The sequence below is a fragment of the Peribacillus sp. YIM B13472 genome, from assembly GCF_042788005.1.
GTDB classification, from domain to species: domain Bacteria; phylum Bacillota; class Bacilli; order Bacillales; family DSM-1321; genus Peribacillus; species Peribacillus simplex_E.
In genome coordinates, this window is the sequence record NZ_JBHZPG010000003.1 from 149814 (window position 1) to 165094 (window position 15281).

General features: G+C 42.6%; 17 protein-coding genes. 1 reads left to right on the top strand and 16 read right to left on the bottom strand.

Going from position 1 to position 15281, the window contains the following annotated elements; all coding sequences use genetic code 11:
- Positions 1–15 precede the first annotated feature (15 nt).
- Positions 16–378: an Asp23/Gls24 family envelope stress response protein gene (locus tag ACFX4I_RS03900; RefSeq protein ID WP_048684651.1), complete on the bottom strand. Its 363-nt coding sequence runs from the start codon at positions 376–378 to the stop codon at positions 16–18.
- Positions 379–632: 254 nt separating this feature from the next.
- Between ACFX4I_RS03900 and rpmB the strand changes: the two genes are divergently transcribed.
- Positions 633–821: a 50S ribosomal protein L28 gene (rpmB, locus tag ACFX4I_RS03905; RefSeq protein ID WP_034313767.1), complete on the top strand. Its 189-nt coding sequence runs from the start codon at positions 633–635 to the stop codon at positions 819–821.
- Positions 822–1007: 186 nt separating this feature from the next.
- On the opposite strand, the gene spoVM is transcribed toward rpmB, so the two are convergent.
- The 15 genes from spoVM to remA form a co-directional block, all read right to left on the bottom strand.
- Complete coding sequence (spoVM, locus tag ACFX4I_RS03910) at positions 1008–1088, bottom strand: stage V sporulation protein SpoVM (RefSeq protein WP_034313769.1); 81 nt, start codon at positions 1086–1088, stop codon at positions 1008–1010.
- A gap of 122 nt (positions 1089–1210) precedes the next feature.
- Entirely contained in the window at positions 1211–1864 is a 654-nt protein-coding gene (locus tag ACFX4I_RS03915) for a thiamine diphosphokinase (protein WP_230301377.1), read from the bottom strand.
- Positions 1865–1966: 102 nt separating this feature from the next.
- Positions 1967–2614, bottom strand: coding sequence for a ribulose-phosphate 3-epimerase (gene rpe, locus ACFX4I_RS03920; protein ID WP_098371047.1), 648 nt, complete (start codon positions 2612–2614; stop codon positions 1967–1969).
- 1 nt (position 2615) lies between these two features.
- Positions 2616–3497 carry a ribosome small subunit-dependent GTPase A gene (rsgA, locus tag ACFX4I_RS03925; RefSeq protein ID WP_141992197.1) on the bottom strand — a complete coding sequence of 294 codons (882 nt, stop codon included), beginning with the start codon at positions 3495–3497 and terminating at the stop codon, positions 2616–2618.
- Between the two features lie 23 nt (positions 3498–3520).
- Complete coding sequence (pknB, locus tag ACFX4I_RS03930) at positions 3521–5554, bottom strand: Stk1 family PASTA domain-containing Ser/Thr kinase (protein WP_377419265.1); 2034 nt, start codon at positions 5552–5554, stop codon at positions 3521–3523.
- Positions 5555–5559: 5 nt separating this feature from the next.
- Entirely contained in the window at positions 5560–6309 is a 750-nt protein-coding gene (locus ACFX4I_RS03935; protein WP_377419267.1) for a Stp1/IreP family PP2C-type Ser/Thr phosphatase, read from the bottom strand.
- Between the two features lie 4 nt (positions 6310–6313).
- Entirely contained in the window at positions 6314–7408 is a 1095-nt protein-coding gene (rlmN, locus tag ACFX4I_RS03940) for a dual-specificity RNA methyltransferase RlmN (RefSeq protein ID WP_377419269.1), read from the bottom strand.
- Entirely contained in the window at positions 7408–8760 is a 1353-nt protein-coding gene (gene rsmB, locus ACFX4I_RS03945; protein ID WP_377419271.1) for a 16S rRNA (cytosine(967)-C(5))-methyltransferase RsmB, read from the bottom strand. The genes rlmN and rsmB overlap by 1 nt, the downstream gene beginning before the upstream one ends.
- Positions 8747–9706 carry a methionyl-tRNA formyltransferase gene (gene fmt, locus ACFX4I_RS03950; protein WP_230301383.1) on the bottom strand — a complete coding sequence of 320 codons (960 nt, stop codon included), beginning with the start codon at positions 9704–9706 and terminating at the stop codon, positions 8747–8749. Before fmt ends, rsmB begins: the two co-directional genes overlap by 14 nt.
- A complete protein-coding gene (gene def, locus ACFX4I_RS03955) occupies positions 9703–10188 on the bottom strand; it encodes a peptide deformylase (protein ID WP_230301384.1) in 486 nt (161 codons plus the stop codon). The genes fmt and def overlap by 4 nt, the downstream gene beginning before the upstream one ends.
- A gap of 95 nt (positions 10189–10283) precedes the next feature.
- Entirely contained in the window at positions 10284–12695 is a 2412-nt protein-coding gene (gene priA, locus ACFX4I_RS03960) for a primosomal protein N' (RefSeq protein WP_377419273.1), read from the bottom strand.
- Positions 12696–12701: 6 nt separating this feature from the next.
- Complete coding sequence (gene coaBC / locus ACFX4I_RS03965) at positions 12702–13910, bottom strand: bifunctional phosphopantothenoylcysteine decarboxylase/phosphopantothenate--cysteine ligase CoaBC (protein ID WP_377419275.1); 1209 nt, start codon at positions 13908–13910, stop codon at positions 12702–12704.
- Positions 13911–14168: 258 nt separating this feature from the next.
- The gene (rpoZ, locus tag ACFX4I_RS03970; protein WP_098371057.1) at positions 14169–14375 is read right to left on the bottom strand and encodes a DNA-directed RNA polymerase subunit omega; all 207 of its coding nucleotides are present in this window, start codon (positions 14373–14375) and stop codon (positions 14169–14171) included.
- Positions 14376–14378: 3 nt separating this feature from the next.
- Positions 14379–14993 (bottom strand): guanylate kinase, encoded by a 615-nt coding sequence (gene gmk / locus ACFX4I_RS03975; RefSeq protein WP_076366617.1) that lies wholly within the window; start codon positions 14991–14993, stop codon positions 14379–14381.
- Positions 14994–15003: 10 nt separating this feature from the next.
- On the bottom strand, positions 15004–15267 hold the full coding sequence (gene remA / locus ACFX4I_RS03980) for an extracellular matrix/biofilm regulator RemA (protein WP_034313813.1): 264 nt from the start codon (positions 15265–15267) through the stop codon (positions 15004–15006).
- Between the last annotated feature and the right edge of the window lie 14 nt (positions 15268–15281).

Here is a 15281-nt window from a genome sequence, read left to right on the forward strand (position 1 = left end):
ACTTTCCTCCTATACTTAAGGGTTCGTCACACGAACTCCCTGTACAAAAATGTTGACGGAATCAACAGCTAATCCTACAGTTTTGTCCAGAGTATACTTTACCTTTGATTGCACATTATGTGCAACTTCCGAGATTTTCGTTCCATAACTTACGATAATATACATATCGATATGAACTTCTTCCTCTTCTTGACGGACTATTACACCCTTAGTAAAGTTTTCTTTTCTTAAAATTTCGGCAATGCCGTCTTTAAATTGTTTTTTGGAAGCCATTCCTATAATTCCGTAGCAATCCACGGCTGCTCCGCCTGCTACAGTAGCGATAACATCATTAGAGATGTCAATTTGTCCATACTTCGTTTGTAATTCGATAGACATTTTCTTTTCCCTCCCAAAAAATCAAATCAACTAAAGACATTTTACTATAATGTCTATGGTTTTAAAAGTAAATGTCTTACGGTCCTATATATAATTCCAATTTCGAAGTATGTATGTCAAGGTTTTTTTCTTGAAAGTAATTAACTGAAGTATTGCATTCTAACGGTAGGTATGATAAATTATTAAAGTATTTTACAAAGACTTAAGACGACTGCGAAAAACTTAAGCTTGTTGTAGTTAGGAGGGAATTTAACATGGCACGTAAATGTGTAATCACTGGAAGAAGAACTCGTTCTGGTAACAGCCGCTCTCACGCAATGAACGCTAGCAAGCGTACATGGGGCGCTAACCTTCAAAAAGTACGTATTTTAGTTGACGGTAAACCTAAACGTGTATACGTTTCTGCAAGAGCTCTTAAATCGGGCAAAGTAGAACGCGTATAATGTTACGGCATCCTCTTAGGATGCCTTTTTACTTGTATTGGCCGGTATTAATGGGGATGGTTTCAATTCGTTGATCAAGGCTGGCCTGCATCAAGGAAGAACGCTTTCACCCATTAATGGTTGGCCGCCTCTTTTTACCGAAAAATAACACCTCCCTAAATTTGAGAGGTGTCATGGAGATAAGTATCAGCCTTTTTTAAACGCTCCGAGCATAGCCCTTACCAAACTGCCCAGAACTTTTGGCAATTTAATCGTATAAAATTTCATCATGCCCCTCCTCTTTGCATCCCACAATTAAAGATGAAGTGGAATTTTTCTATTACAACATAAGCTTTTAAGCGGATATAGGATGATCGTAATTATATCCGAATCTGCTCTAAGCATGAATTTTAATCACTGCTTCTTATCACCATTAATATGCCTTTCTCAAATGAAACATTCCCAGATTCGGAAATTAGTTCATTGCTGATGCAAAGCGTCGAACCTATTTCCACGCTTGCATCATTCAGTGGGTATTTGAAACCCGAAAGTGTAATGCCGGTGACTTCCGCCGTTACAGGGAGCAATGACAAGTATTTCTTATCTTTCAAAGCAGTGACCTCATATGAACCCGCTGTCTTTACTGTGAATATATTTTGCCGATCGACTATGTATATTTCTATTTCGCCATGATAAGGGAGGACACTTTCTTTTTGGAGCAGCTGGATATTTCCAAGAAAATGGTCCATTCTTCCCCCTGTAGCGCCCAGGATATGAATTTCACTTGGCTTTTGCCTTATTGCCCATTTAAATGCGATCTCTAAATCCGTTTCATCCTTTTCCGAAGAATATAGATTGATTTGTTCCAGCCTTTGCTCAATCTTCTTGTATTCCCCTTCCGAAACTGAATCAAAATCCCCAAAACCGTACCTAGGTTCGATACCTTTTTCAAGCAAGGACCATACTCCCCTGTCAACCCCGACCCAAAGATCAGTCTTCTCCTCATACCATGTCAGATCCGGCCAAAAACATTCCGGACCTCCAGCCATTATACTAATAATCATTGAAATCATCCTTTTCTATATCTAATCATATCCAAGGTGCCTTTGTTTAATTGATAAAAAAAGCCGACCACCATCATACGGATATGATAGTGTCGGCTTATATCACTTTCCCCGAATCTTTTGAATCGCTGCGTGTCGATCTTCTTGATTATATATTGCCGAGCCGGCCACCAGGACTGTCGCCCCTTGTTCAATACATAGTTTAGCCGTTTCTTCATTTACTCCACCATCAATCTCTATTTCGAGATTTTGATTATACATTTCTGCCATCGCCTTCACTTCGGCAATTTTGGGCAGAACGGATTTAATGAACTTTTGCCCGCCAAAACCCGGATTGACCGTCATCAACAATACCATGTCAATATCTTCGATTATAGGTTGGATCAAAGAAGCCGGAGTGGCTGGGTTAAGCACCACGCCTGCCTTTACACCAAAAGATTTAATCAATTGTATTGTCCGATGCAAATGAGTGCATGCCTCTACATGTACAGTTATATAATCGGCTCCCGCTTTCGCAAAGGCCTCGATATAACGATCAGGTTGTTCGATCATTAAATGAACATCAAGCGGAAGTTTTGTCACCGGGCGGATAGCATCAACAATTAATGAGCCTATCGTTATATTCGGCACGAAATGCCCATCCATGACATCCACATGGATTAAATCGGCTCCGCCCCTTTCCACATCAAGAATTTCTTCTCCCAATTTTGCAAAGTCAGCTGATAAAATGGATGGTGCGATTTTAACCATTTTAATACCTCGGCTTTCTATCTCTGATTTCTTCTAAGAATTGCATATAATGCTCATATCGATAACGTGGAATTTCCCCGGCATCAACCGCTTCCTTCACTGCACACTTCGGTTCTTTATCGTGCAGGCAGGCCCGGAATTTACAGTCTTCCCCATACTTATGCATTTCCGGGAAGCAATAGGATAACCGTTCAGCTTCCATTTCCATGAATTCAAGTGAACTGAACCCTGGAGTATCTGCGACAAGTCCAGAGCCAATATGAATCAATTCAACGTGGCGGGTGGTATGCTTCCCACGTCCCAGGTGTGATGAAATATCATCCGTCTTTAAAGCCAAGTCAGGATTGATTGCATTAAGCAAAGACGATTTCCCAACGCCGGACTGACCGGCAAATACACTGGTTTTTCCTTCTAAATACGGCACTAGTCCTTCAATTCCTCCAGCAGTAACTGAAGATGTTTCCAGTACAGTATAGCCAAGTTTCTGATAGTCCTTGATATACTGAGACAATTTCTTTTGGTTTTCAGCTGTAACCAAGTCAAGTTTCGTCACGACGATAATGGGTTCGATTTCGTTATCTTCGATCAGTACGAGGAATCGATCAAGCAATGCCGGACTGAAATCAGGCTCTACTGCTGAAAAGACAAGGATTGCCTGGTCTACATTCGATATTTGCGGACGAATCAATTCATTCTTTCGCGGTTTTATTTCGGTCACTGTCCCGTCCGTTTTATTTTCCGCTTCAAAAACCACATAATCACCCACAAGAGGCGTTACCTTATTCTTCCTGAACACGCCCCGTCCGCGGCATTGATAGACCTCTTCACCATCAAGGACATAATAAAATCCACTTAGTGCTTTGATAATTTTTCCTTCGGGCATAACCACACTCCTAATTATTAAATTTATTCTGGATATGAGACGGATTCGTCAATGATGACCTGATTGTCCCGCATGACTTTATATCCTGCTTTTTTATCCGGGGAAACCATTAATTCGATCGTTCTTTTGGCATCTTCCAAGATAAAGAATGTTTCTTGAGGCTCCGTCATGCTATTGTTGATATCCTCGATGAAAATTTGTATTTTTTGCGTTTTGCCTGGCTCAACCGGATCATACTCGATTTTGATTTCCTCCGTTACACTCTTGGGAGGAATCTCTTCTTTCCCTTTTGAAATGACCACTTTCACAGTACTGCCCTTTTCCACCTTCGTTGCAGGTTCGGGTGACTGCGAAATGACAAGCCCCTCAGCTACGGAATCATCATAGATTTCTTCTTCGACATCGATCTTTATTCCACTCTCATTGGAATAATCATTAAGGCCAGCTTCATTGAACCCCGTTAAGTTCTTCAAGCTCAGCAGATCTGTCCCTTTACTGACCGTTAGCTCAAGGTCCGTTTCGGATGGTACGACCTCAGTGGCACCCGAGGGCGATTGTTCTATGATCGTGCCGGCAGCACTGTCATCATATTTTTCGGTCACGCTTATGTTTTTGAATCCCATTTTTTCAAGCAGGGATTTAACATCAGAATAGTCTCGACCTTCATAACTGGACAATGAAATCGTCTCTTTACCAACGCTTTGATAAATATCGATTGCTGCACCTTCCTTGACCGTCTTACCTTCCTTAGGATTGGTTTTGATCACAAGACCAGCTTCAACCTCTTCATCTTCAATCTCGATCGTTTCTCCAATTTCCAAATCCAATTCAAGCAATTCAGTAATGGCATCATCCAATTCTTCCCCTTTAAGGTCCGGGATCGTCACTTCCTTCGAAACAAGGAGGGGAGGTAAAACAGTGACAGATAAAACAGCAAGCAGGGCGAGAACTAAAAAGGTGGTCACCAAGATCGCAGGCATGTTCTTTCGTTTTTTACCTTTATGGTCCGACTTGATTTTTTGTTTTTTCTGTTTCTTTTGTTTTTTCGGTTTCTTTTTCGATTTACTCTCTGCTTCTGATTCACTTTCTTCATCGTCCGCATAGACCAATGTATTTTTTTCCGGACCCCTTATGATTGTCTCATCGACGCTTGAAATCTGATCATCCGTTATGACGGGGATGGCTTTTGTTGCATCATGATCTTCAGGAATGGCAAAAGGCAGTTCATTTGAACGCTCAGGATTAAGCGAAGTCCGCATGTCATCTTCCATTGAGTCCACGCTATCATAGCGGTAATATGAATCTTTGGCTGTCGCTTTCAGGATAATATTTTCTACACTCTGAGGTATTTCAGAGTTCCAGCGTTTTGGCGAAGGAGTTTCCGATTGTAAATGTTTAAGCGCTATCGAAACGGCTGATTCACCCGAAAAAGGCAACCTCCCCGTCAACAATTCAAACATGACGATACCAAGTGAATAAATGTCCGATTTCTTATTGGCCATACCGCCTCTGGCCTGTTCCGGAGATAAATAATGAACCGAGCCCAAGACTGCGTTGGTCTGGGTTATGTTTGTTGCACTTAGGGCCAATGCAATGCCGAAGTCCGTAATCTTGACGGTTCCTTCTTTATCAATCAAAATGTTCTGTGGCTTGATGTCACGATGGATGATCCCATTATGATGGGCATGGGAAATCGCTGCCGTGATTTGCTTCATGATATCCAAGGCTTCATCAACTGGAATCGGATAATATTTTTGTATGTATTGCTTTAGTGTAAAACCGTCCACGTATTCCATTACAATATAATAGATTGAATCTTCTTCACCAACATCATAAATACTTACGATATTGGGATGGGCCAAACTGGTTGCCGATTGGGCTTCCCGATTGAAGCGCTTGATGAACTCTTCGTCGTTATTAAAATCCATGCGAAGGATTTTCAATGCAACATCCCTATCTAAGATCATATCCCTTGCAAGGTAAACATTCGCCATACCGCCGCCGCCGACCATCTCGATCAGTTTATAACGGCCGTTGATTCTTCTACCAATCAACATTCAATTCACCTGCTTTCACTTTCTTCAGTAAATTGAACAAGCACAAGGGTGATATTATCTTCCCCACCGTAGTGATTGGCCTTATCTATTAATGAATTCGCCTTTTCTTCAAGTGACTGTCCATTGGTTACGGTTTCTTCCAGTTCCTGTTCACTCACTTTATTCGTCAATCCATCCGAACAAAGCAATAGTAAATCATTTTCTTCGAAGATAACAGTCATAATGTCCATTTCCACTTGCATTTCTGTCCCCAGGGCTCGTAATAAGACATTTTTCCGTGGGTGGTTTTCAGCATCTTCCTTCGAAATCTGCCCGGAACGGACCAATTCGTTAACAAGTGAATGATCTTCCGTGACCTGCTTAAAACCGCTCTCATTATACAAATAACATCGGCTGTCCCCGATGTTGGCAATGGTAGCAAACTTGTCGGTGCAAATGGCTGCAACAATGGTGGTCCCCATGCCCTTACATTCCGTATTCGCTTCTGCATGTTCAAAAAGCAACTGATTGACCAAGACGATTTGCTGATTCAGCCAATCCTCGGCATTATTTGCCGTTTCGATTCCTGTGGATGCTTCCCAGCCCTTTTTCAGAAGGTCTATCGTCATTGCACTGGCTACATCCCCGGCACGGTGGCCGCCCATGCCATCTGCAACGATGGCAAGGCGAACGCCTTCCGAGTTCTTAAAGATTCCGCCATTATCTTCATTATGCTGGCGGACTTTTCCACGGTCTGTCTTAAATATTGCCCTCATAGGGTCACCTCGTCTCTTCTTTGCGCTCCTTGGCCCGAAGCTGGCCGCAGGCTGCGTCAATATCACTGCCTTGTTCCCTTCGGATCGTTACATTAATGCCGCGCTTCTTCAATGTTTTTTCAAACTCAAAAATTTGGTCCCGAGGTGTACGTACATAGTTGCGTTCAGGTACATAGTTAACCGGTATTAAGTTAACATGGCATTTTATCCCTTTTATTAAAGCTGCTAATTCTTCAGCGTGCTCCACTGTATCATTCTCGCCACCGAATAGACCATATTCAAAACTTACACGGCGACCTGTTTTTTCTGTATAGTATTTGATGGATTCAATCAAGTCTGGAAGTTTGTAGGCCTTATTGATCGGCATCAATTTACTTCTCAATTCCGTATTAGGTGCATGAAGGGAAACAGCAAAGTTTATTTGCATGCTTTCTTCGGCAAACTTATAGATTTTAGGAATGATTCCACTTGTGGAAACGGTAATATGACGCGCCCCGATGTTCAAGCCCTTTTCATGGTTAATATTCTTTAAGAATGACATCATATTATCGTAGTTATCAAACGGTTCACCGATTCCCATGATTACGACAGAACTAACACGTTCTTCCGATTCGTCAAGTGCTTGCTGAACTTTAACGACCTGGGCAACAATTTCCCCTGATTCAAGATTCCGCTTTAAACCGCCTAATGTCGACGCACAGAATGTACAGCCAATTCTACATCCTACCTGCGTTGTCACGCAAATGGAGTTTCCATATTCATGGCGCATCAGCACCGTTTCAATCGAATATCCATCATGGAGTTCAAATAAAAACTTAATCGTTCCGTCATTGGACGTTTGCTGAATCAAAGTTTTCAAAGTTGTGAAGGTGAATTGTGATTCCAGCTTATCCCGTAATGATTTCGAAAGGTTGGACATATCTTCAAAACTGGAGACACGCTTTTTATAAAGCCAGTCATATACTTGATCGGCCCGGAATGCCTTCTCTCCATTTTGAATAAGCCATTCTTTAATTTGGTGAAGCTCTAATGAGTAGATCGATGGTTTTTCTGGTGTCGTGTCTTTTCTTACTCTAGATGATTTAGTGATTTCTGCCATTACAGCACCTTCTTTCTAAAACTCGCAATAAAGAATCCGTCACTGCTAAAATATTGCGGAAAAACTTGCAGCGTATGACCCTCGATAAATGGCTGAACGCTTTCAGGCATTCTTGTGGACAAGGTTGCATCGCTTTCAAAATCCGGATGGCTTTCCAAAAATGCTGCAGCGACTTTGTCATTTTCTTCTTTATCCACCGTACAGGTACTATATACTAACCGTCCGCCTTGCTTGACAAGCGGGGCAGCCGATTCCAATAGTTGTTTTTGTATATTTGAGAGTTTCATTATATCATCTTTTGTTTTAGTGTACTTTACATCAGGCTTCCGGCGCATGACTCCCAACCCGGAACACGGTGCATCGATCAGCACCCTGTCAAACCCTTCCTTATTAAAGTGTTCTTGCACTTTTCTGCTATCAAGGGCCATTGTCTTAATATTGTTTCTGAGTTTTAGGCGCTCAGCCTGCTCTTTAATGAGCTTGACCTTATGCTCATGAAGGTCGAGCGCATATACTTGTCCAGTGGTCAAACCTTCTGCGATATGTGTCGTTTTCCCTCCAGGTGCAGCACAGCAATCGAGTACAGCATCATTTTCATTCGCACCTAATGCATGGGCTACAAGCATTGAACTCTCGTCCTGAATCGATAAATACCCTAATTTGTAGCTTTCTGAATGAGCAAGATTCCCTTTATAGCTGACGATTGCTTCGGGAACGACTTCACTTGCTTCAACATCATATCCTTCTTCCGTTAATATGCTGATCAATTCACGGCGTGAAATCTTCTTTAAATTAACCCGTCCCGTCTGTAAAGGGGCAGTTAAGTTGATTTCACACATTTCCTTGGTTTTTTCATAACCAAATTGCTCTACCCAACGCTTGACCAACCAAATTGGATGACTTACTTCTATGGAAAGCCGTTCCAGATCATCTTTAATATCACCTAAAGAAGGAACACTATTTCTTTGAATATTACGAAGTACACCATTTACCATCGAAGATGTACCTTTATGCCCGCGCTTTTTGGAAATTTCTACGGCCTCGAAAATGATTGCATGATCAGGCACTTTATCTAAATAGACCATTTGGTAAACGGAAAGTCTAAGTAAATTGATGACCCAGCTTTGCGTTTTTTTCGGTTGTTTAATATATGGGTTCAAATAATAATCCAAAGTCATCTTCCGCTGTATGGTACCGTAGCTTATTTCTGTAAGCAGTCCGCTGTCCACGGCGGATAACTGGTGCTTTTTAATCAAATTGTTCAATAATAGGTTACTGTAGGATTGGTTTTTCTCTACAGATTCCAAGATATCGAGAGCGATTTCACGTACTCCCTTTTTAGTTTGCTTCATTCTGTTCTCCTAACTTCATGCCTGCTTTAATGAACGATCCGGCTCCGCGCAAATAATCTTTCGCCGGCATTTTTTTCTTCCCTGAAGGCTGCAGTTCTGTAACTAGTATTGCCGTCTCATTGCCTGTCGAAACGATGAAACCATCACTTTGTACATCAATGACCGTGCCCGGCACTGCCTGATTGCCATCTTCAAGTTTCTTTACCTGCCAAATTTTCAAAATGGCCCCGTCTAAGGTTGTATAAGCAACAGGCCAAGGATTCAGGCCACGTACATGGTTATAGATGTCTTCCCCTGATTTCGACCAGTCGATTTTTTCCTCAGACCGTTTTATGTTAGGCGCAAAAGACGCTTTTGCCTCATCCTGCTTGATCGCCTGTAACTCCTGATTTATAAGTTTCGGAAGCGTCTCTGCAAGTAAATCCGACCCTATCTTGCTTAATTTATCATGCAGTGTACCTACATTGTCTTCTTCCTCTATAATAACTTCCGCCTGAGTCAATATATCACCGGCATCCAATTTTTCCGCCATATACATGATGGTTATTCCCGTCTTTTCTTTCCCTTGTAAAATGGAATAATGAATTGGCGCCCCTCCACGCAGTTCAGGAAGCAGGGAGGCATGTACATTGATACAGCCGTACTTAGGGGCATCCAGCAATTCATTCGGAAGGATTTGACCGAAAGCCGCCGTCACCACTAAGTCAGGATTCAATGCAATGATTTTTTCAAGTTCTTCTTTTTCACGGATTTTTTCGGGCTGATAAACGGGAATCCCCAGCTTTTCGGCTTCGACCTTAACGGGCGGCGGCGTCAGCACCTTTTTGCGGCCTACTGGACGATCGGGCTGTGTGACCACAGCGATCACATCATACCCTTCATCAATGATTCTTCTCAATACCGGCACTGAAAAGTCCGGCGTACCCATAAATATAATTTTTGTCATTCTTCTCCAAACCTTTCTAACTCTTCTTCCGAAATATACCGGGAAACCTTACTTGTAAATAAAACTCCTTGCAGATGATCAATTTCGTGCTGAAGGGCCCTCGCGAGGAAGTCCTCCGCTTCTATCTCGAAAAAAGATCCTTTTCGGTTTTGTGCCCGGACTTTGACACGGTATGGACGCGATACTTCGCCATATAAACTCGGGAAGCTCAAGCATCCTTCAACACCTGTCTGTTCGCCTTCCACTTCCAGCACTTCCGGATTAATCAGTTCGATAGCACCGGAACCTTCCTCTATTTCAACGACGGCCACTTGCTTTTTCACGCCAACCTGAGGTGCTGCAAGTCCAACGCCATCCGCCTCCACCATCGTTTCATACATATTATTTAACAGCTTTGCCAACTTTTTATCAAAACTTGTTACTTTATCGCATTTTTGTTGTAAAATTTTTTCAGGAAACAAGACAATCGGTAAAATAGCCAAAATTAAAGGTACCCTCCTAGATATGAAAACAACACTTCATTATATAAAAACGCAAGCTGTAACAGCTCGCGGTAATCATCCCATCTCTCAAATAATTACATCATGATCTGTGGATTTAAATCTATTGAAATCTGCAGATGATTTTGAGCGGTTTCTTTTTGGTAATGTTCCAAAAGTGTGCGTAGATGCTGATTAAGGTCCGGCTCTCGTTTGTATTTTATCAGACATTGATAGCGATATCTATTGTTGATTCGACTAATGGGCGAAGCAACCGGACCTAGTACGATAGAATCCCGATTCAATCGAGAGCCTAAATAATTGGTGATTTTTTCAGTAACACTGACCGTCTTCATTAAATCTTCATGTGAAACGGTTATAAGGACAACATAATAATAGGGAGGGTAATGACTTTGCCTCCTTAGATGCATCTCCCGTTCATAAAAAGCATCAAAATCCTGTAAGGCAGAAAGCTCGATGCTGTAGTGCTCAGGCGTATACGTTTGGATGACCACTTCTCCCGGAAGCTGATGACGTCCCGCCCTTCCGCTTACCTGTGTCAGCAGCTGGAATGTCTTTTCAGAAGAACGGAAATCAGGCAGATGTAGCATCGTATCAGCTGATAGGACTCCAACAAGAGTGATATTAGGAAAATCAAGGCCCTTGGCTATCATTTGGGTGCCTAACAATATATCGGCCTTCCCTTCACCAAAAGCATTCAGCAACCGCTCATGTGAACCTTTCTTGCTTGTCGTGTCAACATCCATTCGTATGACCCGTGCTTCAGGGAGGATTTTTGCAAGCTCTTCTTCAACCTTTTGAGTGCCTGTACCGAAGAACCTTATATGCTCACTTTCACATTCAGGGCAAACGGAAGGCATTCCCTCTTCAAACCCACAATAATGGCATTTCATTATATCATTAAAGCGATGATAAGTAAGTGAAATGTCACAATTAGGGCAGTTGATGACCAATCCGCAGCTTCGGCACATCACAAAGGAAGAATGTCCCCTTTTATTTAGCATCAGGACTGTTTGCTCCCCCTTCTCAAGCCGGTCTTTCAGCTTTGTAAAGAGCAGCTCCGAAAACATGGAACGATTTCCCGTTCTTAGTTCTTCCCTCATATCTACAATATCCACTGCTGGCAATGCATTTTTATTCATCCTCTGGCTAAGCGTCAATAATTTATAGACGTTTTTCTTGGCACGTGCAAAAGATTCAAGTGTAGGTGTGGCGCTGCCAAGAATTACCGGACATCTATATGATTTTGCTCTTTCAATGGCAACATCCCTGGCGTGGTACCTTGGCGTTTCTTCTTGCTTATAACTGGATTCATGTTCTTCATCAATGATGACCAGCCCCAGGTTTTCAAAAGGAGCAAACACGGCTGAACGCGCGCCCACCACCACTTTAACTTCCTTACGGTGAATTTTCCGCCATTCATCATATTTTTCACCTACGGATAAACCGCTATGCATGACAGCTACCTGCTCACCAAATCGTTCCTTAAACCGCTTCACCGTCTGTGGCGTTAAGGAGATTTCAGGAACAAGCATGATGGCTTCCTTCCCTTTTTCAATGACAGAGGCAATTGCCTGTAGATACACTTCCGTCTTCCCGCTGCCTGTTACACCATATAAAAGAAAGACTTCATGTTCATCATGATGTATTTTCTCGTTGATGGGCTTCAAGGCAGCTGTTTGTTCAGCTGTTAGTGTAAAGGGTGTGGATTTTTCGAACACACGGTTTTCATACGGATCACGGTATATTTCTTGATCCATTTCCGCCAAAGCCCCTTTTGACACTAGGGATTTGACGGTACCGCTTGATGTGTTTATCAATTCAAGCAATTCCTTTAACGGAATGGGTTCTTGATGTTCAATAAAGTATTGAAGGAGTTCCTGTTGTTTTTTTGCATGGCTGGACATGGCTGATGCCATTTCTTTCAGTTCCTTAGGGGAAAGCAAAGATTTAATGACACGGACCGTCTTCTTATTTAGTCGGTTTTTCACATTATATACGAGCTCAAGATTGCCATTTTGCATTTCCTTTTGGAAGAGGGAGGCATTCTCCCCTTCAATCACGTCTTTCCAAGATATTGAATCATTTTTCCCGAAAAGATTTTGAATGAAGCGAGGCAGCTGATCCTTTTTATCTTCAACGACTTTAATAACTTTTTCATACTTTGCTTTCATCGCTGCCGGAAGCATGGCCTGCAGCGCTGAAATTTTAAAACACATCGCCTCTTTGGTCAACCAGTCACCCAGCTGAAGCAATTCATCATTAAGGATGGGCTCCAGATCCATTGGTTCCTTTATATTGCGTAATTTCGCAAAGTCGCTTTTAGCTTTTAAGCCTGTGACGAATCCCTGCACCATTCTTGGACCGAATGGGACGATGACCCGCATTCCGGGCTTGATGACTTGGTTCCACTTTTCAGGTATGCGATAGTCGAATTCTCGATCCGTTTGTTTAGCAGGTACATCCACGATGACGGATGCTATATCCATAAGACATCATTCCTTTTGCATGCGGGATACTTCTGCCAGGATGCTTTTAGCTATATCCGCTTTACTCATTTTTGGAAGTTCGGTCGCACTTCCATCTTTATCGTAAATGGTCACGATGTTCGTATCCGTACCAAATCCTGCCCCTGCGACGGTAACATTATTGGCAACGATCATATCTGCGTTCTTTTTGACTAATTTCCCTCTTGCGTATTCTTCGACGTTGTTCGTTTCAGCCGCAAAGCCTACCAATATCTGATGAGTTTTATTTTCACCGAGTTCCATGAGGATATCCTTTGTCCGTTCAAATTCAATCACATTTTCCCCTGGCTGTTTTTTCATCTTTTGAGCATGATAAATCTTCGGTTTATAGTCCGCCACTGCAGCCGTCATGATTACGACGTCACTGGAATCGAACTGTTCGAATACCGCATCATACATATCCGCTGCTGATTCCACTGGAATTACTTTGGCCTTGGAAGGTGGCGTCAAGTTAACGGGGCCAGTAATCAATGTCACCTCAGCGCCCATTTCAATTGCCTCTTCGGCAAGGGCATAGCCCATTTTTCCGCTGGAATGATTTGTCACGTAACGGACGGGATCGATTGCTTCACGAGTCGGTCCTGCCGTTATCAAATATTTCTTTCCTTTAAGAGGCTGTTGGTGTGATTTGCTTTCACCGAAATATCGATTAAGATGTTCTACGATTGTTTCCGGTTCCTCCAATCGCCCTTTCCCTACATAACCGCAGGCCAAATACCCTTCACCCGGTTCAATGAATTGATATCCAAACGACCGAAGTGTCCCCATATTTTTCTGAACCGCTGGGTGGGCGTACATGTGCACGTTCATCGCCGGCGCAACCCAAACAGGCGCTTCCGTTGCCAGAAGTGTGGTCGTGATCATATCATCCGCGATTCCATTGGCTACCTTGCCGATGACATTGGCTGTAGCTGGAGCCAATAGGATGATATCAGCCCAATCAGCCAAATCGATGTGGGCAATGACTGATGAATCCTTCTCTTCAAAAGTATCTGTATACACATCATTTCTCGAAAGTGCTTGAAAGGTGAGCGGCGTCACGAACTTACGTGCCGATTCACTCATGATCACTTTAACACGCGCACCTTCCTGAGTTAATTTACTTGTCAGGGCAGCAGCCTTATATACAGCAATCCCGCCGGTGACACAAAGAAGTACTTTTTTATCGATAAGCATGCAAATTTCCCCTAACTATACATTCTATTTTTTCTAATTATGACGGAAAAGCGAAGAAAATTCATTTGAAATGCGCAATAACATTTGGATTCCCCCAGGCACTCCATCTTTCCTGATTAATCAATGACTTTGGTTACTCTTAAAAAAATCAAAACAAACAGGCCTGACACCTTGGCCGCAGGATGGAAGCACTTTCCAAATGTAACGCTCCTGTTTGCTTTAGGGTGTCAGGCCCGATAGGTCAAGCTATGTGTTCTCTTAGTTTTCCTCGTAAGAATTATCGTAAGTCAATTTACCGGAATGAATTTCTTCAAGGGCACGACCTACTGATTTATGGGAGACCGGTTTAGTTACGAGGCAATTATCTTTTATTTGCATTTCCCTGGCGCGTTTAGCTGCCACTGATACAAGTGAGTATTTAGAATCGATTTTAAGTAATAGAGAATCAATTGATGGATATAACATAATTTATTCCGCCTCCAACATTTTTTTATATAAAACAGCAACTCTTTCCCGACGGCAATGCTCGGCAATTACAATTGCATTAATTCTAGCACATGCGGCATCCACATGATCATTTTCAACAACATAATCATACAGATCCATAAGTTCTATTTCTTCCTTCGCCACTTTCATCCGTCCTTTTATCGCTTCCTCCGTCTCGGTCCCGCGAGTAACGATGCGGCTTTCGAGTTCGGTCAAACTCGGAGGGGCAAGGAAAATGAAAAGTCCTTCAGGGAATTTCTCCCGGACCTGTTTAGCTCCTTGAACTTCAATTTCCAGAAATACATCTTTTCCGGAATCGATTGTTTCACGGACATAATCCACGGGTGTTCCATAATAATTACCGACGAACTCAGCATATTCCAGCAATTTTCCTTCTTTGATAAGTGCTTCGAATTCCTCGCGTTTTTTGAAGAAATAGTCCACTCCATCCACTTCACCATGGCGAGGCAGCCGTGTCGTCATCGAAATTGAATATTCGAATGCCGTTCCTGGCTGAGAAAAAATCGCCTTCCTTACAGTTCCTTTACCAACACCGGATGGACCGGACAAAACGATTAATAAACCTTTTTCTCTCATATTGTTTCAGTTACCCCTCTTCTACGCTGTCATCTCTATCTTGAAGCCGTGCGGCAACCGTTTCCGGTTGAACGGCAGATAAGATAACATGGTCGCTGTCTGTAATTATAACGGCCCTAGTTCTTCTACCATATGTAGCATCTATTAAGGATCCGCGGTCCCGGGCGTCTTGGATGATCCTTTTGATCGGAGCCGATTCCGGGCTCACGATGGATACAATCCGGTTTGCGGAAACGATATTCCCAAAACCAATATTAATGAGCTTTATTGACATTTTTGTCCCCCATT